Raw genomic sequence first — 22,348 nt, 5'->3', positions numbered from 1 at the left:
GGGGGACCGTATCCCTGCGAGGGAGGATTAACTGCAAAACCAGTCCCCGCCGATGCCTGACTTCAAGGCGTTATTCGAGGCGGCGCCCGGCCTTTATCTGGTGCTGACGCAGCCCGACTTCTGCATCGTGGCAGTGAGCGACGCCTACCTGCGCGCCACCAAGACCGAGCGCGCCGCGATCCTCGGGCGCGGGCTGTTCGAAGTATTTCCCGATAATCCGGACGATCCGGCCGCCGACGGCGTGCGCAACCTGCGCGCGTCGCTGGAACGTGTGGTCCAGTTCCGCCGCCCCGACACCATGTCGGTGCAGAAATACGATATCCGCAAGCCCGAGTCAGAGGGCGGCGGATTCGAGGAACGCTACTGGAGCCCGCGCAATACGCCGGTGTTCGGACCGAGCGGACAGTTCAGCTACATCATCCATCGGGTGGAAGATGTCACCGGCTTCATTCACCTGAAACAGCGCGGCGCCGAGCAGGACAAGCTGACCGACCGGCTGCGCGAGCGCACCGAGCAGATGGAAGCTGAAATCTTCATGCGCGCGCGCGAGGTCGAGGTCGCGCGGGAACAGCTCGAGGCCGAGCAGAAACTGCGCCAGGTGCAGAAGATGGAGGCCGTCGGGCACCTCACCGGCGGCATCGCCCACGACTTCAACAACATCCTGACCGTGATCACCGGTCTGATAGACATCCTCGCCGAGGCCGTGGAACACGATGCCGCGCTGTCGTCGGTGACAAAGATGATCAGCGACGCCGCGTTTCGCGGCGCCGAGGTGACCAAGCATCTGCTGGCCTTTTCGCGGCAGCAGCCGCTGCAACCGCGTGAAGCCAACCTCAACACGCTGGTGCAGGACACCGCGCGGCTGCTGCGCCCGTCGCTCGGCGAGCAGATCGAAATCGATACCGCGCTCGAAGCCGACGCCTGGCCGGCCTTCATCGACCCCAACCACATGTCGACCGCGCTGCTCAATCTCGCCCTCAATGCCCGCGATGCGATGCCTGACGGCGGCAAGCTGATGCTGGAGACCAGCAACGTCATCCTCGACGAGGTCTATGCCGCCGCCAACCTCGATGTGCGCGCGGGTGAATATGTGATGGTCGCGGTTAGCGACACCGGCGCCGGAATCCCGGAACCGATCCGCGAAAAGGTGTTCGAGCCGTTCTTCACCACCAAGGATACCGGCAAAGGCACCGGCCTCGGGCTGAGCATGGTCTACGGCTTCATCAAGCAATCCGACGGGCATCTCAAGATTTATTCCGAAGAGGGCCACGGAACATCGATCAAGCTCTATTTGCCGCGCAGCATGGGCGACATGGTCGACGTCGAGCCGCCGCCTCCGGTCGACATGCGTGGCGGCCACGAGTCCATCCTGGTCGTCGAGGACGATCCGCTGGTCCGCAACTATGTCAGCGCCCAGCTCGAGCAGCTCGGCTATCGCACCATGGTCACCGCCAACGGCCCGGAGGCATTGGCCGCCGTCGACAAGGGGTTCGTCTGCGACGTGCTGTTCACCGACGTCATCATGTCCGGCGGCATGAACGGCCGGCAGGTAGCTGATGCCGTGATCTCCAGGCTGCCCTCGGTGCGCGTGCTCTTTACGTCGGGCTATACCGAGGACGCGATCATCCATCACGGCCGGCTCGACCCGGACGTCACGCTATTGCCAAAACCCTATCGCAAGGCCGATCTCGCCCGGATGATCCGCCAGGTGCTGACCCAGCCTCCCGCATCGGCGGTGGCTGCCAAGTAACGCGGCTTGTAGCGCAGGCCTGCTCAGGGACCAAAGCTCGAGCGGCTCTGGATTTTCCAGACGCCGCCGAGCAGGCTCAGCACATAGAGGGAATCGTAGATCCCGATCACCGACCCATCCTCGCGGTAGCGCGTATAGCGGACGGCGTAATGTGCCTTCGCCGGCGAGGATTGCACGAGCTTCGTTTCGTTCCAGGCGCTGTGATGCCAGCCGTCCTGTTTGCGCAGCCGCTCGAACAGGTCCATCGGATTGTTGCCGGGCTGCTGATAGACCGTGACCACGCCACCGGCGATCCGCACATGCGGGAAGTGCATCAGCGCGTCCATGGCCGCGGCGTCATAGTCGTTGAGCGCAGCCATCCAGCGCGTCAGGACGTCCTCACATCTGGATTGGTCGTCGCGCGCGATCTGCGCCTCGACGGTATAGGTCGCGGCCGGCTCCGGCATCACCCGCCTCCACTTTGCTTGTTGATCTGGTCGGCCGGCACGGCGCATCCGGACAGGAACAGCGCAGCACAGGCCTTGGCGCGTGCTGCCATCTCGCTGTGCAGTGGCGCGGGCTTGTGCCCGAACATGACGTCGCGTTGCGGCTTGAACACGAGCATGCCGAGCAGCATGCCCGCTACGACTTCGCTGTCATCGAGCACGATCCGCCCTCGCCGCTGCTGGACGCCGAGCCAATTCGCCAGCGCGGCGATCGAGCGCTGCATGGCCTTTTCATAGAACGTCTCGGCGATGTCAGGAAATTTGTCGCTCTCGGCCAGGATGATCCGCTGCAGCGCGATGACCTCGGCATCGAGAATGAGCTCGGCGCAGGTCAGCAGCGCCGCCTCGAGCGCCGCCGCAACATTGCGGCCATCACAGGCGCCGAGATTCACGACGGACACGAACCGCTCGACCCGGTCGGTCACCATGCCTTCGAACAGCGCCAGCTTGGTCGGGATCAAACGATAGAGCGTCTTGGTGGAGACGCCGGCGCGGCAGGCCACGTCGGCGATGCTGGCCGCAGCGAAGCCGCGCTCCGAGAATTCACGCCGCGCCGCCTCATAGATCAGTGCGCGTGTTTCGTCGTCGGAACGAAGCTGCGGCCGCCCGCGGCCGCGCCGCTCCGGCGCGGTCTGCTCTGTCTGGTCGTTGTCGCTCCGGTTCATGCGCGAGCCATGCTTTTAGATGATGCCTGTCATTCTATTGACAGTCCAAATATGGGCTCTATTTTGGAAAACATCAAGTTTCCTAATTATCCCGGGCCACCGAAATCAAAATTCCTACGGTTTCCCAGCAGGATAGAACGATCAGGAGCACCTGCCATGAGCCAGCACGAAACGTCCTTCAAGGCCGAGAGCCAGGTTCCGGCCGAGACCGCCAAGCAGTTGATCGCAAGTCCCGAGGCGGCCAAGCCGCCCGCCGCCAAGGGTAAGCTTCGCCGCCTGCTCATGACCGGCGCAGCACTCGCCCTGCTGGCGGGCGGCGCCTGGTATGGCTGGGATTACTGGACGGTCGGCCGCTTTCAGATCTCGACCGACGACGCCTATGTGAAGGCCGACAACACGACGATCGCACCGAAAGTGTCAGGCTATCTCAGCGCGGTGCTGGTCGGCGACAATGAACATGTGCGTGCCGGCCAGGTGCTGGCGCGGATCGATGAGCGCGATTTCAAGGTCGCGCTTGATCAGTCGAAAGCTGACGTCGCCGCCGCCGAAGCCGCGATCACCAGCAAACGCGCCCAGCTCGATGTGCAGCACTCCGTGATCGAGGCGGCACGTGCAACGCTCGCCGTGGACACGGCGAACCAGACCTTCGCCGAGCAGGAGAACAAGCGCTACACCGACCTCGCCGGCACCGGCTTCGGCAGTGTGCAGAACGCTCAGCAGGCGCAGTCGCGCTACGCCGGCGCGCAGGCCGCTATCGCCCGCGACACCGCAAACCTCGCCTCCGCCGAACGGCAGGTGGAACTGCTCAAGGCCGACATCGCTCAGGCCGTCGCGGCGCAGGCCCGCGCAACCGCGCTCCAGCATCAGGCCGAGTTGAACCTCGGCTACACCACCATCATCGCCCCGATCGACGGCGTGGTCGGCAACCGCACCCTGCGCACCGGCCAGTTCGTCCAGGCCGGCACGCAACTGATGTCGCTGGTGCCCGCCACCGGCGCCTATGTGATCGCGAACTACAAGGAGACGCAGCTCACCAATGTCCGCAAGGGTCAGCCGGTCGAGATCGAGGTCGACATGTTCCCCGGCCAGGTCGTGCGCGGGCATGTCGACAGCCTCGCGCCCGCCAGCGGCCAGGAATTCGCGCTGCTGCCGCCGGACAACGCCACCGGTAACTTCACCAAGGTAGTGCAGCGCATCCCGGTGAAGATCGTGCTCGACGCAACCAATGTCGACCTGCGGCCGGGCATGTCGGTGATCCCGTCCATCGCGACGCTGTCGCATCCCGCCGGGGACACTCCGCGCTCCAGCGCCTCGCCCAAGCTCGCTGTCGCCTCCTTCAAATAGGTGATCTCATGTCCGACCTCGCGCTCTCCTCCCCGGCTGCTGCGCCCCGCGCGGCAGCGGTAGCGGTCGACCCCAACCGCGCCAGCATGGCCGTCTGGATTTCCATCGTCGCCGCGATGATCGGCGCCTTCATGGCGATCCTCAACATCCAGATCACCAACGCCTCGTTGCTCAACATCGAGGGCGGCATCGGCACCGGCGTCGACAACGGCTCCTGGATCTCGACGTCCTATCTGATCGGCGAGATCGTTGTGATCCCGCTGACCGACTTTCTCAGCCGGGTGTTCTCGTTCCGCAAGATCATCATCGGCTTCGCCACCCTGTTTGCGATCTTCTCGGTCGCCTGTGCCTTCACCCACGACCTGCCCTCGATGATCGCGATGCGCGGCCTGCAGGGCTTCTTCGGCGGCGTGTTGATCCCGATGGCCTTCACGCTTGTCTTCACCAAGCTGCCGAAGGTGCAGCAGCCGATCGGCCTTGCGATGTTCGCGCTCGCCGTGACGTTTGCCCCGGCGATCGGCCCGACCATCGGCGGCTACCTGACCGAGAATTACGGCTGGCAGACCATCTTCTTCGTCAACGTGGTTCCGACCGCGGTGATGGTCATCACCCTGTCCTTCACGCTGGAACGCCAGCCGATGCAGCTCAATCTGCTGCGCGAGGGCGACTGGCTCGGCATCGCCACGATGGCGATCGGCCTGGCATCGCTTCAGGCCGTGCTCGAGGAAGGTAACAAGGACGACTGGTTCGGCTCGCCCTTCATCGTCAAGCTTGCCGTGATCGCCGCCGTCAGCCTCACTTTGTTCGTCTGGATCGAGCTCGTTGTCGAGAAACCGTTGCTCCGGCTGCGGCTCCTGACCCAACGCAGCTTCGGCTTCGGCACCATCTCGGCGGTGTTCGTCGGCTTCGCGCTGTTCGGCTCGGTTTACCTGCTGCCGGCCTATCTCGGCCAGGTGCAGCGCTACAATGCCGAGCAGATCGGCCAGGTGCTGGCCTGGACCGGCCTGCCGCAGCTCATCCTGATCCCGCTGGTGCCGAAGCTGATGCAGCGCTTCGACGCGCGATTCATCGCCTTCACCGGCATGATCCTGTTCGCGGTCTCATCCTTCATGAACATACAGATGTCGCTCGACTATTCCGGCGACCAGTTCTTCTATCCGAACATCGTTCGCGCCGTCGGCCAGGCGATCACGCTAGCACCGCTGTCCGCCATCAGCCTCGGCAGCGTCGCGCCGCAGGATGCGGCGGCAGCCTCCGGCATCTCCAACATGATGCGCAACCTCGGCGGCGCGATCGGAACGGCGCTGCTCGCCACCATCGTCACCAAGCGTGAGCAGTTCCACTCCAACATCATCGGCCAGTCCGTGCATCTGGGCCGCGAGGAGGTACGCACCCGGATCGCCGAGGTCACCAACTACTTCCTCAGCCACGGCATCTCGGACCCCGCAACCGCACACAGCCAGGCGATCGTTGCGATCGGCAATATCGTGAAGCGCCAGGCGCTGGTGCTTGGCTTCAGCGACGCCTTCGCGGTGATCGGCGTGGTGCTGGTGCTTGCCGCGATCGCGATCGTGCTGACCGGCAAGCCGAAGAACGCGGCGGGCGGCGCGGGCGGGCATTGAACGATCGAGGGCGGCGGCCACGGCCGTCGCCCCGCTCTCAGCTTGCTTCGCGGAGCTTGAAGCGCTGGATCTTCCCGGTCTGGGTCTTCGGCAACGCTTCGACAAAAGCGATCGCGCGGGGATATTTGTACGGCGCGATCGTCGCCTTGACGTGATCCTGCAATGCCTTGACTTCGGCATCGTCGCTGCGCGCGCCCTGCTTCAGCACGATGAAGGCGGAGACGATCTGTCCCCGCTCCTCGTCAGGTGCGCCGATCACAGCGCATTCCACGACATCGGGATGTCCGAGCAGCGCCGCCTCGACCTCGGGACCGGCGATGTTGTAGCCCGCCGAGATGATCATGTCGTCGGCGCGCGCCACGAAGGACAGCCTACCATTCTCGTCGCTGACGAAGGCATCGCCGGTGATGTTCCAGCCATCACGCACATACTTGGTCTGCCGGGAGTCGGCGAGATAACGGCAGCCGGTCGGGCCGCGAACCGCCAGCTTGCCGACCTGGCCCGGCGGCAGCTCGTTCATGTCCTCGTCGACGATCTTCGCCTGGTAGCCGGAAACAGGCGTGCCCGTGGTCCCGGCGACGGCGCTGCCGGTGCGGTTGGTGATGAAGATGTGCAATAGCTCGGTGCTGCCTATGCCGTCGAGTATCGGCTTGCCGGTTTTCCTGGTCCAGCTCTCGAATACCGGTGCCGGCAGCGTCTCGCCGGCCGAGACCGCAAGCCGCAGCGACGACAGGTCGGCGCCCTTGTCCATCGCGGCCATCATCGCCCGATAGGCCGTCGGCGCGGTGAAGCAGATCGTTGCCTTGTAGGTCTCGATGATCCGGATCATCTCGCTCGGCGCCGCGTTCTCAAGCAGCGTCGCCGTGGCGCCGTAGCGCAACGGAAAGATCGCGAGCCCGCCGAGGCCAAACGTGAACGCGAGCGGCGGCGAGCCGACGAACACGTCGTCCGGCGTCACCTTGAGCACTTCCCTGGCATAGCCGTCCGCGACAATCAGGAGATCGCGGTGGAAGTGCATCGTCGCCTTGGGTTCGCCTGTTGTGCCCGACGTGAAGCCGAGCAGCGCAACGTCGTCGCGGCCGGTCTTCACCGCATCGAACTTGACCGGCTTGTTCAGCGCAATCCGGTCGAGCTCGGCGTCGTGGTTTTGCGTGCCGTCGAAATTGACGACCTGCTTGAGGAATTTACTGGTCTTGGCGCAGGCCACCAGCTCATCCGCAATGCGGCTGTCGGTCAGCGCCAGCGCAATCTCGGCCTTGTCGACGATCTTGGCCAGTTCGCCGGCGCGCAGCATCGGCATGGTGTTGACGACGACAGCGCCAGCCTTGGTCGCCGCGAGCCAGGCCGCGACCAGTGCCGGGTTGTTGCCCGAGCGGATCAGGACGCGATTGCCGGGCTTGACGCCGTAATTCTCCACCAGCGCATGCGCCAGGCGGTTCGACCAGTCGGTCAATTCCTTGTAGGTGCGCTGGCGGCCGTTGCCGATCAGCGCGGTGCGATCACCCATGCCCTGCTCGACGATGCGGTCGGTCAGTTCGACCGCGGCGTTGAGATAATCGGGATAGCTGAATTCGGGCCGGTCGAGCAGCAGCTGCGGCCATTGCGCCGACGGCGGCAGGTTGCGCCGCGCGAAATCGTCGACATGCCCGGATGGGCCGAGCCCGGGAAATTCACCTGACATTCGATTGCCCCTCGCTTTCTATCCAGAAAGGCCAAGACCAACATCAAGATCAACATCGAGAAGACCAGTATCGAGAACGCCCGGCAGCGTCCCGATCGCCAATCATTTTATACTTAAAATAATTTGGCGCAAGGGTGGAAATCGCGTGGCGACGGCGCGGTGCTGCAAACCTCAGATCTGCGTGAGCTGCCTCAGCCGCGCGACCATCTCCGACTCCGGGTCGGCGAGCGGTGCGATCGCGGTGAAATGATTGGCATTGGGCACGGTGCCGAACCGCGTCGCCACGCCCGCTTTGCCCCAGACGTCCACGATGCTCCGGCTCTGCCGGTGATATTCGGCGCTCTCGGCGCCGCCAACCACGGCATCGAGCGTCGCGCCTGCGGGCGCTTTCCAGAGCAGCGGGCTCGCCGCCCGTGCTGCGTCGCGGTCAAGGCCAAGCGCCTTGTTGATGGAAGTGCCGACCAGCGGCTCGAGCTCGAACAGGCCGGAGATCGCGTAAGCGGCCCTGACCAGATTCGCCGGCAGCGACGCATCGTAGGCCGGCCAATCGGTCGCGAGCATGCATGCGGCCAGATGCCCGCCTGCGGAGTGTCCCGACATGACCAGCGGCCGGCCGAGCTTCGCCAGTTCGCGTGTTGCCGCGCGCATCTCGCCGATGATGTCGCCGACCGTGACGTTGGGACAGAGGTCGTAGCTCGGCACCGCGACGGTGATGCCGTGGCCATTGAGGCCCCGCGCGCAGTGGCTCGATGACGATCCATCGAGCGCCTGCCAGTAGCCGCCGTGAATGAAGACCACGAGCGGTCCGTCGCGATCACCCTCAAACAGATCGATGACGTTGCGGCTGCCCGGACCATAGGTCAGCCGCCGCGGAGGATGCTGCTCGCGATAGGCCGCGGAGTCCCTCGCCCAGCTGGCCATCAGCGCCGGATTTTCCGGCACCCTTGCCCGGTTGTTGTATTCGACCTCGTAATCGATCTCGCTCACGGCTTAAGCGGTCCTCGCCTTGGCGGAGCGCTGGGCCGAGCCCTTGGCCTTGGCGAGCAGCCGCATCAGTTCGCGGATATCCTTCGGCGACAGATCGCCGAAGATGTCGGCGATCCATTTCTCGTGCTCGGTCGCCATCTTGCGGAATTCGGCCCGGCCAAGCTTGGTCAGCCGGATGAACTGCACGCGGCGGTCGGTGTCCGAAGTGCGGCGATCGAGATGGCCGGACTCGACCAGCCGCTCGACCAGCCCGGTGACGTTGCCGTTCGACACCATCATCCGCTTCGACAGGTCCGACAGCGTCATGCCGTCGGACACCTTGTCGAGCTGGGCCATCAGGTCGAAGCGCGGCAGCGTGACATCGAACTTCTCGCGCAATTGGCTGCGCACCTCGCTTTCGATCAGCGTGGTGCAGGTCAAGAGACGCAGCCACAGCCTGAGCTCGGTGCCATGATCGTCGGGCAGTTCGACGGCTTTGGTTTCGGAATCGAGGTTCATGCGGCGATCGTGCCTCCGCGCCGGGTTTCGGTCGGACCGATTGCTTTGAGCTTCAAGCAATTCGCGCTGCGCCGCAAGGACAAATGCGAATCCTGCCCGAAACGCCCGGCCGATCCGGCCATTTCTTTAAACTTCAAGCATTTGGCGCGACGCTTGCATGTGCAGCGCCTGCATGGTGCGCGGCGTTTGCCCTGACGCAATGCCACATCGCTTGCAGCGGTCGCGCGCGTCAGACTAAGCTGAGGTCAATGAGGCTGAGACAAGGGCAGCAAGCCGGTGGTTGGGGGAAAGACATGAAACATTTGACGAAGCTCGTGGGACTGGCGGCGCTGCTGGGTATCGCAGTGACCCCGGCGACCGCGCAGGAGAAGATCAAGATCGGCGTGCTGGTAACAACCTCCGGTCCGGCCGCAGCGCTTGGCCAGCAGGTCCGCGACGGGTTTGCGCTCGCGGTCAAGGATCTCGGCGGCAAGATGGCCGGCCGCGAGGTCGAGATCGTCAACGCCGACGACGAACTGAAGCCCGACGGCGCCGTGGTCAAGGTGCGCGGCCTGCTCGAGCGCGACAAGGTCGACTTCGTGGTCGGCCCGATCTTCTCCAACATCCTGCAGGCGATCCACCGCCCGGTCACCGAGAGCAAGACCTTCCTGATCAGCCCGAATGCCGGCCCCTCCAGCTACGCCGGCAAGGAGTGCAACCCGTTCTTCTACGTGACGTCGTACCAGAACGACCAGGTGCACGAAGTCCTCGGCAAGGTGGCGCAGGACCGCGGCTACAAGCGCGTCTATCTGCTGGTGCCGAACTATCAGGCCGGCCGCGATTCCGTCGCCGGCTTCAAGCTCGACTACAAAGGCGAGATCGTCGAGGAATCCTACACGCCGATGAACACGCTGGATTTCCAGCCCGAGCTCTCCAAGATCGCCTCGCTGAAGCCGGATGCACTGTTCACCTTCATGCCCGGCGGCATGGGCGTCAACCTCGTGAAGCAGTACAAGCAGGCCGGCGCGACCGTGCCGGTGCTCTCCGCCTTCACCGTCGACGAATCCACCCTGCCCGCGCAGCAGGATGCCGCGGTCGGCATGTTCGGCGGTGCGAACTGGGCGCCTGATCTGGACAATCCCCAGAGCAAGAAGTTCGTCGCCGCCTATGAGGCGGCCTACAAGGGCGTGCCCGGCACCTACGCCATGCAGGCCTATGACGCAGCGCTGTTGATCGACAGCGCGGTCAAGGCCGTGAAGGGCGACCTCTCCAACAAGGACGCGGTCGCCGCGGCGCTGAGAAAGGCCGACTTCACCTCGCTGCGCGGTAACTTCAAGTTCAACAACAACGGCTATCCGATCCAGGATTTCTACCTCACCAAGGTCGCGAAGCGGCCGGACGGTAAATTCCAGACCGAGATCGTCGAAAAGGTCTTTTCGAACTATGGCGATCGCTACGCCAAGGACTGCGCGTCGAAGTAAAGATCAGGAGGAAACATGACGATGAAAGACGAGATCGCCGGCATCACACGAGCCAATGACGGCATCCAGGGTATTTCCTGGAGCATCCTCGGCCAGACCTATGTGCCGAAGAGCCGCTCCGAGCATTCCTTCTCCTGGCACGCCACCTTCCCGCCCGGCACCTTCGTTCCGCCGCACATCCATCCCGACCAGGACGAGTATCTCTACATCCTCGAGGGCAAGCTCGACTTCATGCTCGACGGCGCCGATGAATCAGCCACATCAGGCGATCTGGTGCGGCTGCCGGCGGGCAAGCCGCACGGCATCTTCAACAAGTCGCAGCAGTCGGCCAAGACGCTGTTCTGGGTGTCGCCGACCCGCAGGCTCTATGACCTGTTCTGGGCGATCCACAACATGAAAGAGCAGAACCCGGATGACGTGGTGCGGCTCGCCGCCGAGCACAACATCCACTTCCTGCCGCCGCCGCCGGCGTAGGACGCTCCTCCGTCATTGCGAGCGAAGCGAAGCAATCCGTCGTTCGGCGATCGCGGAACGATGGATTGCTTCGTCGCTTCGCTCCTCGCAATGACGATGTAGAGATCGCCGACCGGGCTTCTCCTCCTTGAAAGACCTACTGCCGCGCCACCACGCGCGCGGCGAAGCCGGCCTTGGCCGCATAGCCGCGCACGATCGCCTCGCGCGCTTCGTAATTGAGAATGGTGTCGACGTCGGTAAAGCCCTGCGGCGCGAGCTGTTCGACGGCGTCGATCACGCCCTCCGGGCCGCCGCGGCGGTTGGAGGCGACGATGTCGGCGGTCATCGGCAGCCGCTGCCGCTCATAGGCCGCCAGCGCCTGGCGCGGATGCTCGGCACGCGCCAGCATGTCGGCGAGGCACCGCGCATCGAGAATGGCCTGCGACGCGCCGTTCGAGCCGACCGGATACATCGGATGCGCGGCGTCGCCGAGCAGCGTGACGCGGCCGCTCGACCAATAAGGCAGCGGATCGCGGTCGCAGCACGGATACTCCCAGAACTCCGGCGTCGCGTTGATCAGGCCGGCGAAGTCGACCTGCGGGATGGTGAAACCAGTGACATAGGGCATCATCTCGTCGCGCCGGCCGAGATTGGACCAGCCCTCGCGGCGCGGCGGCGGCGAAGAGCCGTCGCCGATCCGCACCAGCACCGCCCAGTTGGTGAGGCGACTCGCGGGGCTCGAGCCTGGTGCGATCGGGTAGATCACGGCCTTGGCATTCAACCCGCCGGCGATGATCATCGAACGGCCGGTCAGGAAAGCCGGCCAATCGGTCGCGCCGCGCCACAGCATCAGCCCATTCCAGCACGGCCCGCCCTCATCCGGAAACAGCGTCTGCCGCACCTTGGAATGGATGCCGTCGGCACCGATCAGGATATCGCCGCGCGCGGTGTGCACATGACTGCCGCTGCGATCGAAGAAGTGGGCGGACACGCCGCCCTCGTCCTGCGTGAAGGAGCCGAGCCGGCAGCCGGTGCGGATCGCATCCGCGCCAAGCCGGTCGATCACCGCCTGATGGATCACGCCCTGCAGGCGGCCGCGATGAACAGAGAATTGCGGCACGTCGTGGCCGGCATCGAGCCCGCGCTTCTCGTGCCAGACCTGCTGGCCATGCCGCGTCAAATAGAACAGCTCAAAGGTCCGGATCGCGACCTCGTCGAGCTTGTCGAGCAGGCCGAGCCCCGCCAGCTCGCGGATCGCATGCGGCAGTGTGTTGATGCCGACGCCGAGCTCGCGGATCGTCTCCGACTGCTCGTACAGCTCGCAACTGATGCCGCGCGAGCGCAGCATCAGCGCAGTGGTGAGGCCTCCGATTCCGCCTCCGACGATAATCGCCTTCATCGTCCCTTACTCCGCTCAAACACAGGACGTTCTTACGCTTTCGCCTAAGGTCGCATGGCCCGTTGCCCGGCCGCAAGCGGGTTTGTCGCCCGGGACTTGGGCCGGCCGGCGATGATTGGGCTTAGGCTTAACATTGCTTCAGCGAACTCCAATCCATCCCCGTCACCCTGAGGAGCGCGGAACGCGCGTCTCGAAGGGTCGACGGCCACCAGCCGGGCCGTGCATCCTTCGAGACGCCGCTTCGCGGCTCCTCAGGATGACGGGTTTGACAATCCGGCATCGTCGTTAATCCGGCACCACGGCGATGGCCTGGATTTCCACCTTGGCGCGGTCCTCGATCAGGCCGGCAACCTGGATCGCCGTCATCGCGGGAAAGCGCCGGCCGATCGCGTCGCGATAGACCGTGCCGATCTCCTTCAACCGCGCTGAATATTCCTTGCGGTCGAGCAAGAACCAGGTCATCGACACGATGTGTTCGGGTCCGGCCCCGCCGGCGGCCGCGACCGCGACGATGTTGCGCAGGGTCTGGCCGATCTGCGCCACGAGATCGTCGCTCTCGAACACGCATTGCCCGTTCCAGCCGATCTGGCCGGCGATGAAGATCTGTTTGCCGCGCGCGGCCATGCCGTTGGCATAGCCGATCGGCTTGGCCCATCCGTCCGGTTGCAGAATTTCGATCATCTCAATTGCCCTCGAAGGCGGGTTTCTGCTTGGCGGCGAAGGCCTCGAAGGCGCGGCGGAAATCGCCGGTCACCATGCAGATCGCCTGCGCCTGCGCTTCGGACTCGATCATCTCGTCGACGCCCATCGCCCATTCCTGATTGAACATCGTCTTCGTCACGCCATGTGCGAACCACGGTCCATCCGCAAGCGAGCGCGCCAGATCCTGCGCGGCAGCGGCGAGTTCGGCCGGCGGCACCAGGCGGTTGTGGAAGCCCCACGCAAAACCTTCGTCGGCGCTCATCGCGCGTCCGGTATAGAGCAGATCGGCGGCATGGCCCTGCCCGATCACGCGTGGCAATAATCCGCACGCGCCCATGTCGGCGCCGGCAAGCCCGACGCGGGTGAACAGGAACGCGGTCTTGGCCAGCGGCGTCGCCAGCCGCAGGTCGGATGCCAGCGCCAGCATCGCGCCGGCGCCGGCGCAGATGCCGTCGATCGCCGCGACGATGATCTGCGGGCATTTGCGCATCGCCCGCACCACTTCGCCGGTCATCCGGGTAAAGGCGAGCAGGTCCGGCATCGCCATCCGCGTCAACGGCTCGATGATCTCGAACACGTCGCCGCCGGAGCAGAAATTGCCGTCGGCACCGGTCAGCACGATGGTACGGACGTCAGAGGCGTATTTGAGGTTGGTGAAGAGATCGCGCAGCTCCTCGTAGGACTCGAAGGTCAGCGGGTTCTTCTTGTCCGGCCGGTTCAGCGTGATCGTTGCGACACGGCCACTGGCGTCGGTCGACCAGCGGAAGTGCTTTGCGGGATAATCCCTGAACGGACGGAGCTTTGCTTTCATCTCGGACATGATCTGTTCCTTCACCCGGTAAAGACTTCGCCGCCGGCGACTGCGACGGCTTGTCCGTTGATTGATGATGCACCTTCGGACGCGATCCAGAGGATGGTGTCGGCGACCTCCTCCGGCGTGACCAGCCGCTGCATCGGATTGACCTTGGCGAGCGCAGCCCGCGCCTCCTGCTCGCTGCGCCCGGTCTTGGCGACGATGTTGGCGGCGGCATCCGCCACCAGCGGCGTGTCGGTGTAGCCGGGGCAGACCGCATTCACGGTGACGCCGCGCCGCGCATACTCCAGCGCCAGCGAGCGCGTCAGGCCGATGACGCCGTGCTTCGCGGCGACATAGGCCGAGACATAGGCGTAGCCGGTGAGGCCTGCGGTCGAGGCCACGTTGATGACGCGTCCGCGGCCGCGCTGCGCCATGGCAGGCAGCACCGCATGCGTCACCAGGAACACGCTGGAGAGATTGCTCGCCAGCATGTCCGCCCACAGCGCCGCGCTCGTCTTGTCGAACGGCGCGCTGGCGGCCTTGCCGGCATTGTTGACGAGGATGTCGATCGGGCCCGCCTCGGCCTCGATCTGCGCGACGCCTTTGGTCACCGCAGCTTCATCGGTCGCGTCGATCGAAACGGCGGCGCCCGCGTGCGCTCCGAGCAACGCCGCCGTCGCCTTCAGTGCGTCGATCCGACGTCCGGCGATGCTGACGCGCACGCCGGCTCTTGCGAGCGCGATTGCCGTCGCGGCCCCGATGCCGGAACCGGCACCCGTGACCAGCGCATGTGGCGTTGGGCCAGAACCCTGTCATGCCTTCACTCCCGCGGCTACGCGTTCGAGATTGGCCTCGTATTGCGACTTGCCCGACAGATACTGCTTCGGCCAGGCGATCTGCTTGACGCCGATCTTCGCGGCCTCATGCAGCGTCCAGGCCGGGTCGGCGAGATGCGGCCGCGCGATGGCGCAGAGATCGGCGCGGCCGGCGGCGATGATCGAATTGGCGTGGTCGGCCTCCGAGATCGCGCCGACCGCGATGGTGGCGATACCGACCTCGTTGCGGATCTTGTCGGCGAACGGCGTCTGGTAGAGCCGGCCATAGATCGGATGATCGTCGGCCCAGACCTGGCCCGAGGAGCAATCGATCAGGTCGGCACCCGCCGCCTTGAACAGTCTTGCGAAGGCCAGCGCATCCTCGGGCGTGTTGCCGCCCTCGGCCCAGTCGTGACAGGACAGGCGAACCGACATCGGCTTGTCCTCCGGCCACACCGCGCGGATCGCACGGAACACTTCCAGCGGATAACGCGCGCGGTTCTCGATCGATCCGCCATAGTCGTCGGTGCGGCGGTTAGTCAGCGGCGACAGGAAGCTCGACAGCAGATAGCCGTGCGCGCAGTGCAGCTCCAAAATGTCGAAGCCCGCGGCGGCACCACGCCTGGCGGCGGCAACGAACTGATCGCGCACCTCGTCCATCTCGGCGCGGTTCATCGGCTCCGGGATCTGGCCGTCAGGCAGGTAAGGCACCGGCGAGGCCGACACGAGCGGCCAGTTATGGTCAGGCAGCGGTTCGTCCATGCCTTCCCAGCCGACGCGGGTCGAGCCCTTGCGGCCGGCATGGCCGAGCTGGATGCCGATCCTGGCTTGCGAATTGCGATGCACGAACTCGACGATGCGCTTGTAGGCCACCGCCTGCGCGTCGTTCCACAGCCCGCAACAGCCGGGCGTGATCCGCGCCTCCGGCGAGACGCAGGTCATCTCGGTGAACAGCAGCCCTGCGCCGCCGAGCGCGCGGGAGCCGAAATGCACCAGGTGGAAGTCGTTGGGCACGCCCTCCTCCGCCGAATACATCGCCATCGGCGAGACGATGATCCGGTTGGCGAGCGACAGGCCGCGGATCTGGAACGGCGTCAGCATCGGCGGCGTGACGCGCTCGTTGGTGGCCGGCACGCCGCTGCGCTCGGCGAACCAGCGCTCATAGCCTTCGAGCCATGTCTTGTCGCGCAGCCGCAGATTCTCGTGGCTGATGCGCTGCGAGCGGGTCAGCAGCGAATACATGAACTGCTCCGGCTCCAGCGTATCGGCATAACGCGAGCCGACCACCTCGAACCATTCCATCGCATTGCGCGCGGCATTCTGGATCCGCGCCACATCGACCCGGCGCAGTTCCTCGTAAGCCTCCAGCACGGCGGGAATGCTGTCCTTCGTTGCGCCGTGGATCTTGAACTGGTTGGTGAGCTCGATCGCATCTTCCAGCGCGAGTTTGGTCCCCGAGCCGATCGCGAAATGCGCGGTGTGGGCGGCATCGCCCATCAGCACGACATGACTGCTGCCGTTGAACGCGGTCCACTTGCCGCAGATCAGCCGCGGAAATGACAGCCAGGCCGAGCCGCGCAGATGCCGCGCATTGGAGACCAGATGATGCCCCTCGAGAATCTCAGCGAACACCTTCTCGCAAAACGCGATGGATTCTCCTTGATCCATCTTGTCGAGGCCGTGGGCGAGATACGCCTCTTCGGTGGTCTCGACGATGAAGGTCGCCGCGCCCTCCTCGAACTTGTAGATGTGCGACTGGAACCAGCCATGCTCGGTCTTGCGGAAATCGAAGGTAAAGGCATCGAACGGCCTGACGGTGCCGAGCCAGATATAGCGGTTCGGCCGCATCAGCATGTCGGGCTGGAAGGTTTCGGCATATTTTGCGCGAACCCTCGAGTTGACGCCGTCGCACGCCACGACCAGATCGGCGTCGGGGAATTCGAGATCGGAATTGACCTCGCGTTCGAAGATCAATTCGACGCCGAGCTCCTCGGCGCGCGCCTGCAGGATGTTGAGCAGCCGCTTGCGGCCGATACCGACGAAGCCGTGGCCGGTGGTGCGCATCCGGCGGCCCTTGATCAGGACCTCGATGTCGTCCCAATGGTTGAAGGCCTGCTCGATCGTATCAGCGGTGACCGGGTCCCATTTGCGCATGTTGTCCATGGTCGCATCGGAGAACACCACGCCGAAGCCGAACGTGTCGTAGGGCCGGTTGCGCTCGACCACGGAGATGACATGCGTGGGATCCAGCATCTTCATCAGGATGCCGAAGTAGAGCCCGGCCGGCCCGCCTCCAATGCAAACGATGCGCATGGCGTTCTCGCCTTTCCGTTTGAGCATGATCGCGTCGGAAAACCGGGGGCCACTTTTCCGGATCATGCTCTGGCTTCGGCCGGGGTCAGTTTCCCTGCCAGCCGATGCGGCATATTATTTTATACTTAAAATAATTGTCAAGGGTGGTTGTCGGCTCACCCATTGCTGTCGTCCCGGCGAAGGCCGGGACCCATACGCCGCAGCAGGCCTTGCCGGCGGGACTCGTCGTTCCAGCAACGCGCAATAATGACAAATTGTGGTTATGGGTCCCGGCCTTCGCCGGGACGACATCGAGGATGAGGCGCCGCCGGCGCGCATGTGTCGGCGTCACTTTAGGGCGATGTGGCAAGATGGCGGACTAGCTGCACTAATCCGCACTGCTCATCTCGCTCCCCGTCATTCCGGGGCAGCCCGAAGGGCTGAGCCCGGAATCCATCAGGCCGCATCATGTGCGGCGAAATGGATTCCGGGCTCTCGCTTCGTGAACCCCGGAATGACAGCGGAGAGACGTCGCGCGCGCCTCAATGCACCGCGGCGTACAGGATCTTGTCCTGGGTCGCGTCCGCCGCATCAAACTCGGCGACGATGCGGCCAGTGCGGGCGACCAGGATGCGGTCGGAAACCGCGAGGATCTCCGGCAGATAGGACGAGATCACCACCACCGCCTTGCCCTCGTCGGCGAGCCGGCGGATTTCGCCGTGGATGTGCGGGATGGTACCGACGTCGACGCCGCGCGTCGGCTCGTCGAAGAAGATGATCGACGGCTCCTGCACCAGGGTCTTGGCCAGCACCACCTTCTGCTGGTTGCCGCCGGACAACTCGACGATCCTGGCCTTGCGCTGCAGCGCACTGATCTTGAGCCGGTCGACCCAGTAACTGGCGAGCTTGCTGCGCCTGGCGCGCGACAGCAGCAAGCTCCAGCCCTTCCGCGTGGCGAGGCTGCCGATATAGACGTTGTCGTCGACCACCATGGTCTCGAAGAAGCCATTGGCCTTGCGGTCCTCGGTGATGTAGGCGATGCCGTCATTGATCGCCTGCCGCGGCACGCGATAGCGGATCGGCTTGCCGCGCAGCCGGATCGTGCCGCCATTGACCAGATTGCGTTTCAGCGCACCATAGACGATCTTGGCGATCTCGGTGCGGCCGGAGCCGATCAGGCCGGCAATGCCGACCACCTCGCCGGCATAAACCGAGAACGACATGTTCTTGACCGCCATGCCCATGGTGACGTTCTCGACCGTCAGCACCTTCTCGCGACGCTGATGGGTCTTCTCCCTGCCGCCATAGACCGCCTGCGCCACCTCGCGCCCGACCATATGCTGCACCAGCGCATCGCGGGTGAGCTGCTTGGCGGGCGCCGTGATCACCAGCTTGCCGTCGCGCAGCACGGTGATGCGATCGGCGATCTGCAGCGATTCTTCCAGCGCATGGGAGATGTAGATGATCGAGACCCCGCGGGCACGCAAGTCGCGCACCAGGTGGAAGAAGTGGACGATCTCCTCCGGCGTTAGCGACGCGGTCGGTTCGTCGAAAATGATGATGCGCGCCTTGTTGTAGATCGCGCGCGCGATCTCCACCATCTGCTTCTTTGCGGTGCCGAGCAGCGCCACCGGCGTCGCGGGGTCGACGTGGAAATTGAGCGACTGCAACAGCTGCTGGGCTTGAATGTTCAGCGTGCGGAACCGCGTCAGCAGCTTCTCGTTGCCGAGCTCGATGTTCTGCGCCGCGGTCATTGTCGGCACCAGGCTGGTCTCCTGATAGACCATGCAGATGCCGGCATCGAGCGCGTCGCGCGGCTGCTCGAAATTGGCGGGCTTGCCGTCCAGCAGGTAGTCGCCAGAGGTGAGATTGATCGCACCCGCGATCGCCTTGCACAGCGTCGACTTGCCGGCGCCGTTCTCCCCGACCAGCGCGTGCACCTCGCCGGGATAGAGATCGAAATTGACCCCCTCGATGGCGTGGACACCGCCATAGATCTTGGAGCCGTTGCTGATCCGCAGCACCGGCTCGCGGGCTGCCGACTGAGTGGCGGGTGCCGCCTGCATCACGCCGTCATTCATCGCAGCTCTCCCGTGTAGCGCAGCAGCCGTCCGGCGCCCCGCGCCGCGATCACGATCCCGGAGGGCGTCGCGCAGGCAGCGGTGATGCCGTGAAAGCGGCCGCCGGCGCGGCTGTGCAGGCTGTCGCTGGCCTCGCCCTCGGCGTCGAGATGCGCGAGCAGGCCATAGGAGCGCGGCGGCGCCCATGGCTTCTGGATGCCGAGCGCCTTGACGCTGCCGATCTGCATCGGCTCCAGGCAATCGCTGCCGCCGACCAGCGCCGGCGCCACCCAGTACTCCGGCGGCATCGTCGCCATCATCTCCTCGCGGAAGTCGTCTTCCTTGAGCACGAACTCGATCAAATGAGTGCGGCGCGCGAACACGCCGAGCAGCGCCCCGCCATGGCCGTCCGAATGCAGCCGTGCCGGATAGCCCGCCATGTTGGCGGCGACGGTCTCGCGCGGACCGAGGCCCGTGCCAGCTAGCGCGAACCGGCTGAGGCGATGCGCCCAGCTCTCGGTGAGCCACAGGCTCTTGCCGTCGGCGGAGACCATCACGCCGTAGGGATATGGCAGATCGCGGAGCAGTACCTGCGGATCGTCGAGGCCGGCGCCGCAGCCGATGAGGCGGCCGCCGGCGCGCTTCTCCATCAGATCGTGCCGCCACTCGCTCGGGCGGCGGCCGGCGCTGCCTTCGACGGCATAGATGCGACCATCGGGCGCCGCCGTGACCGACAACAGCCCCGTGAGCGCGCTGCCGCCGGCAGCCTCCAGCCAACGCGGCGCGGGTTTTGCGGGATCGATCGCGGCAAGCCCCCTGCCCGCAACGCAGACCAAAAGGCGGCCGTCCGGATGCAGCGCGAGGCCGCCGGCATCATCCTCGAACTCGGCGACAACCGTGCGGGTCGCGAAATCCGCACCGGTGAGCTTCAGCACCTGGCGGCCGGCGGAGACATAGATCGCGCCGTCGCCAGCGGCGATGACGTCGTCGATTCCGGGCAGCGGCTCGCCGATCGGCACCGCGGTGTCGAGCCGGTCGTTCGGGCTCATCGCGCCATCGAGCGGCGGGATCGCGTTCTGGCCGCCGTCGCGGTCGGTGACGCTGCGGATATCGCGCAGCAGATGATCGAAAAATCCCATTATTTCGTCACCCTGCTTTTGGCGCCCCAATAGGCATCGTAGCCGGTCCAGCTGTCGTCGACGCCGTCGAGCTTGATGCGCCCGATCCGGTTGTTCTCGAGCCCGCCGAGATAGAGATAGCCCTGATGCTCGCGCATCGAGGTCAGGGTCGAATGCGAGATGCCGGTCGGGTCCCACCACGACTCCAGCGCCTCGCCCTTCTCGTTGAACTTCAGCACGCAGCCATGGTTGAGCGCGGGCGCCAGCCACTCGTCGGCCGGCACCTGCTTGACCATGCGCAGGCGGAAGCCGGGCTTGCGCGCAGCAAGGTCGAAGGTTGGCGTGCGGATGCCGACCAGCGCCAGCCAATAGGTGCCGTCGGAAGCGCGGTTGATGTTGTCGGGGTTGCCCGGCAACTCGTCCATCAGCACTTCGGTCTTGCCCTTGTTCGGCCCGTCGATCCAGTGGCGGAACACCTTGCACAGCGAGGTCGACGCAATCAGGATCGACTTGCCGTCGTGGGAGACGCAGATCCCGTTCGGGAAATAGAAGTGGTTGATCACCGTGCGCGTGGTCTTGGTCGCCGGATCGTAGCAGACCACGCGGCCGTTGGGCCGGCCCTCGAGGATGTCGAGGGTGTTGGTGGTCATCTCGTAGCGCGTGGTGCAGTCGCTGAAATAGATCTTGCCGTCGGGCGCGATGTCGAGATCGTCGGCCATGCGCAGGCGGCTGTCGTCGTTCAGCTTGTACCAGGTGCGGTTGGTCTCGTCGGTGACCTTGAAGATGCGGCCGTCGGGCGCGATGCCGTAGACGCCCATGCCCGCGACCGCGACGATCAGATTCTCGTCGCGATCGAACTGCATGCCGAGCGGCCGCCCGCCGATATGGGCGAACACCTCGCGGGTCTTGAAGTCGGGCCCCGAGAAGCGGATCACATTGCCGTCGCGGGTCGAGCCGTAGAGCCGGCCCTGGCGGTCGAGGATGACGTCCTCGGGCCCCTCGACCTGATCGACGCCGATCGCCTGCGCGTTGATCAGCCGGTCGTTCTGCGCGTAGGGCGACGCCGCGCCCGGCTGCACCGCGGGCGCGGAGGCCAGCGGCACGAAGGCCGGATTGACATAGATCTTCTGGATCGCCTTGCCGCGGTTCTTCGACCATTTGACGTCGATGCCGACGGCGGCGAGCAGGATCATGCCGGTTACCGCCGAGGTGACGTAACCCGGGATACCCATGCGCACGAGGCCGTTGATCAAGAGGAAGATGATCAGCGCGCCGATCATCGCCCGCCACACTGTGCCCTTGCCGCCGGCCAGCGACACGCCGCCGAGCACCACGGCGGTCAGCGCCTGGAATTCCCAGCCCACGCCGGTGGTGGAATCCGTCGAGGCCTGGCGTGCCGCATAGAAGATACCGCTCGCCGCGCACAGCGTGCCCGACAGCACATAGGTCATGAACAGCATCAACCGGACGCGGATGCCGGCATGGCGCGCCGCCTTGCGGCTGGCGCCGATCGCGGTGAGATGCCAGCCGTAGCGCGAGCGCGACAGGAAGATGTGGCAGACCAAAAGCACCACGAACAGCGTCGCGGCATTGACGGGAATGCCGAGCACGCTGCCGCCGCCGATGAAATCCCAGGCGTCGCTCTCGACCGAATTGGTCGCGAACACTTGGGCGTAGCTGGTGTTGAGCAGATTGACCGAGGCGCGCAGGATGATCAGCGTCACCAGCGTGGTCAGGAACGGCCGCGTCTTCAGGAAGCCGATCAGAAAACCGTTGATGCTGCCGAGCAGCGCGCCGACCAGAAGCGTCGCCGGCACCGCGAGGCCGACCGGCCATTCGCGCACCAGCAGGAAGTAGAGCGCCGCGAAATTGCACAGCGCGAAGATCGCGCCGACCGAAAGGTCGATGCCGCCGGTGACGAGGCAGAAGCCCATCGCGAGCGCTACAAAGCCGAATTCGGCGAATAGCCGCAGCAGCGAGACCGAGTTCTGCACCGAGGCATAGTCGGGAATGGTGAGCGCGAAATACGCCCACAGCCCGATCATCACGGTGAAGGGAACGACCGGCTCGAACCACTGTTTCAGCAACAGCTCCGACAGCAGGAGCCGGGGTGAGAACCGCCGCACCGAAGCGGAAAAGGAATCAACTGCCATCGACATCGCCAAAGCACTCCTGATCCGGTTTCAACGTCTCCGGATTCTGACCCGTGATACAGCCGGCG

Annotated in this window: 19 protein-coding genes; 6 read left to right on the top strand and 13 right to left on the bottom strand. The window is 65.0% G+C overall.

What is annotated here, in order from left to right:
• Positions 1-52: 52 nt before the first annotated feature.
• On the top strand, positions 53-1,750 hold the full coding sequence (locus ACVIGA_RS35995) for an ATP-binding protein (protein WP_456669740.1): 1,698 nt from the start codon (positions 53-55) through the stop codon (positions 1,748-1,750).
• A gap of 23 nt (positions 1,751-1,773) precedes the next feature.
• On the opposite strand, the gene ACVIGA_RS35990 is transcribed toward ACVIGA_RS35995, so the two are convergent.
• Both ACVIGA_RS35990 and ACVIGA_RS35985 read right to left on the bottom strand, forming a co-directional pair.
• Positions 1,774-2,196 (bottom strand): hypothetical protein, encoded by a 423-nt coding sequence (locus ACVIGA_RS35990; RefSeq protein WP_456669739.1) that lies wholly within the window; start codon positions 2,194-2,196, stop codon positions 1,774-1,776.
• The gene (locus ACVIGA_RS35985; protein ID WP_456669738.1) at positions 2,196-2,900 is read right to left on the bottom strand and encodes a TetR/AcrR family transcriptional regulator; all 705 of its coding nucleotides are present in this window, start codon (positions 2,898-2,900) and stop codon (positions 2,196-2,198) included. Before ACVIGA_RS35985 ends, ACVIGA_RS35990 begins: the two co-directional genes overlap by 1 nt.
• A gap of 156 nt (positions 2,901-3,056) precedes the next feature.
• On the opposite strand from ACVIGA_RS35985, the gene ACVIGA_RS35980 reads away from it, so the two are divergent.
• Entirely contained in the window at positions 3,057-4,244 is a 1,188-nt protein-coding gene (locus tag ACVIGA_RS35980; RefSeq protein WP_456669737.1) for an HlyD family secretion protein, read from the top strand.
• Positions 4,245-4,252: 8 nt separating this feature from the next.
• On the top strand, positions 4,253-5,866 hold the full coding sequence (locus tag ACVIGA_RS35975) for a DHA2 family efflux MFS transporter permease subunit (RefSeq protein ID WP_456669736.1): 1,614 nt from the start codon (positions 4,253-4,255) through the stop codon (positions 5,864-5,866).
• A gap of 37 nt (positions 5,867-5,903) precedes the next feature.
• Here the strand turns inward: ACVIGA_RS35975 and ACVIGA_RS35970 are convergent, their stop codons facing one another.
• From ACVIGA_RS35970 to ACVIGA_RS35960, 3 genes are all read right to left on the bottom strand, one after another.
• Entirely contained in the window at positions 5,904-7,547 is a 1,644-nt protein-coding gene (locus tag ACVIGA_RS35970; RefSeq protein ID WP_456669735.1) for a benzoate-CoA ligase family protein, read from the bottom strand.
• Between the two features lie 171 nt (positions 7,548-7,718).
• The gene (locus ACVIGA_RS35965) at positions 7,719-8,534 is read right to left on the bottom strand and encodes an alpha/beta hydrolase (protein ID WP_456669734.1); all 816 of its coding nucleotides are present in this window, start codon (positions 8,532-8,534) and stop codon (positions 7,719-7,721) included.
• Positions 8,535-8,537: 3 nt separating this feature from the next.
• Complete coding sequence (locus tag ACVIGA_RS35960) at positions 8,538-9,032, bottom strand: MarR family winged helix-turn-helix transcriptional regulator (RefSeq protein WP_456669733.1); 495 nt, start codon at positions 9,030-9,032, stop codon at positions 8,538-8,540.
• On the opposite strand from ACVIGA_RS35960, the gene ACVIGA_RS35955 reads away from it, so the two are divergent.
• The 3 genes from ACVIGA_RS35955 to ACVIGA_RS35945 all read left to right on the top strand — a co-directional run bounded on the left by ACVIGA_RS35955 (position 8,985) and on the right by ACVIGA_RS35945 (position 10,966).
• On the top strand, positions 8,985-9,227 hold the full coding sequence (locus tag ACVIGA_RS35955) for a hypothetical protein (RefSeq protein ID WP_456669732.1): 243 nt from the start codon (positions 8,985-8,987) through the stop codon (positions 9,225-9,227). The two genes, ACVIGA_RS35960 and ACVIGA_RS35955, sit on opposite strands and share 48 nt — an antisense overlap.
• 98 nt (positions 9,228-9,325) lie before the next feature.
• A complete protein-coding gene (locus ACVIGA_RS35950) occupies positions 9,326-10,492 on the top strand; it encodes an ABC transporter substrate-binding protein (RefSeq protein WP_456669731.1) in 1,167 nt (388 codons plus the stop codon).
• A gap of 21 nt (positions 10,493-10,513) precedes the next feature.
• Positions 10,514-10,966: a cupin domain-containing protein gene (locus ACVIGA_RS35945; RefSeq protein ID WP_456670963.1), complete on the top strand. Its 453-nt coding sequence runs from the start codon at positions 10,514-10,516 to the stop codon at positions 10,964-10,966.
• Positions 10,967-11,102: 136 nt separating this feature from the next.
• On the opposite strand, the gene ACVIGA_RS35940 is transcribed toward ACVIGA_RS35945, so the two are convergent.
• The 8 genes from ACVIGA_RS35940 to ACVIGA_RS35905 all read right to left on the bottom strand — a co-directional run bounded on the left by ACVIGA_RS35940 (position 11,103) and on the right by ACVIGA_RS35905 (position 22,280).
• Positions 11,103-12,344, bottom strand: a complete 1,242-nt coding sequence (locus tag ACVIGA_RS35940; RefSeq protein ID WP_456669730.1) for a flavin-dependent oxidoreductase — start codon at positions 12,342-12,344, stop codon at positions 11,103-11,105.
• 285 nt (positions 12,345-12,629) lie between these two features.
• Positions 12,630-13,025: a RidA family protein gene (locus tag ACVIGA_RS35935; protein ID WP_456669729.1), complete on the bottom strand. Its 396-nt coding sequence runs from the start codon at positions 13,023-13,025 to the stop codon at positions 12,630-12,632.
• A 1-nt stretch (position 13,026) separates the two neighbouring features.
• Complete coding sequence (locus ACVIGA_RS35930; protein WP_456669728.1) at positions 13,027-13,866, bottom strand: enoyl-CoA hydratase family protein; 840 nt, start codon at positions 13,864-13,866, stop codon at positions 13,027-13,029.
• 11 nt (positions 13,867-13,877) lie between these two features.
• A complete protein-coding gene (locus ACVIGA_RS35925) occupies positions 13,878-14,627 on the bottom strand; it encodes an SDR family NAD(P)-dependent oxidoreductase (protein ID WP_456670962.1) in 750 nt (249 codons plus the stop codon).
• A gap of 27 nt (positions 14,628-14,654) precedes the next feature.
• Positions 14,655-16,970: a bifunctional salicylyl-CoA 5-hydroxylase/oxidoreductase gene (locus ACVIGA_RS35920; protein ID WP_456669727.1), complete on the bottom strand. Its 2,316-nt coding sequence runs from the start codon at positions 16,968-16,970 to the stop codon at positions 14,655-14,657.
• Positions 16,971-17,491: 521 nt separating this feature from the next.
• Positions 17,492-19,015 (bottom strand): sugar ABC transporter ATP-binding protein, encoded by a 1,524-nt coding sequence (locus ACVIGA_RS35915; protein ID WP_456670961.1) that lies wholly within the window; start codon positions 19,013-19,015, stop codon positions 17,492-17,494.
• A gap of 11 nt (positions 19,016-19,026) precedes the next feature.
• Positions 19,027-20,148, bottom strand: a complete 1,122-nt coding sequence (locus ACVIGA_RS35910; protein ID WP_456669726.1) for an SMP-30/gluconolactonase/LRE family protein — start codon at positions 20,146-20,148, stop codon at positions 19,027-19,029.
• Positions 20,148-22,280 carry an ABC transporter permease gene (locus ACVIGA_RS35905; protein WP_456669725.1) on the bottom strand — a complete coding sequence of 711 codons (2,133 nt, stop codon included), beginning with the start codon at positions 22,278-22,280 and terminating at the stop codon, positions 20,148-20,150. The genes ACVIGA_RS35910 and ACVIGA_RS35905 overlap by 1 nt, the downstream gene beginning before the upstream one ends.
• Positions 22,281-22,348 lie beyond the last annotated feature (68 nt).

Source organism: Bradyrhizobium sp. USDA 3240 (assembly GCF_054063295.1).
The sequence above is the reverse complement of the archived record's forward strand: the minus strand, read 5'-3'. Positions and strand labels throughout refer to the sequence as shown.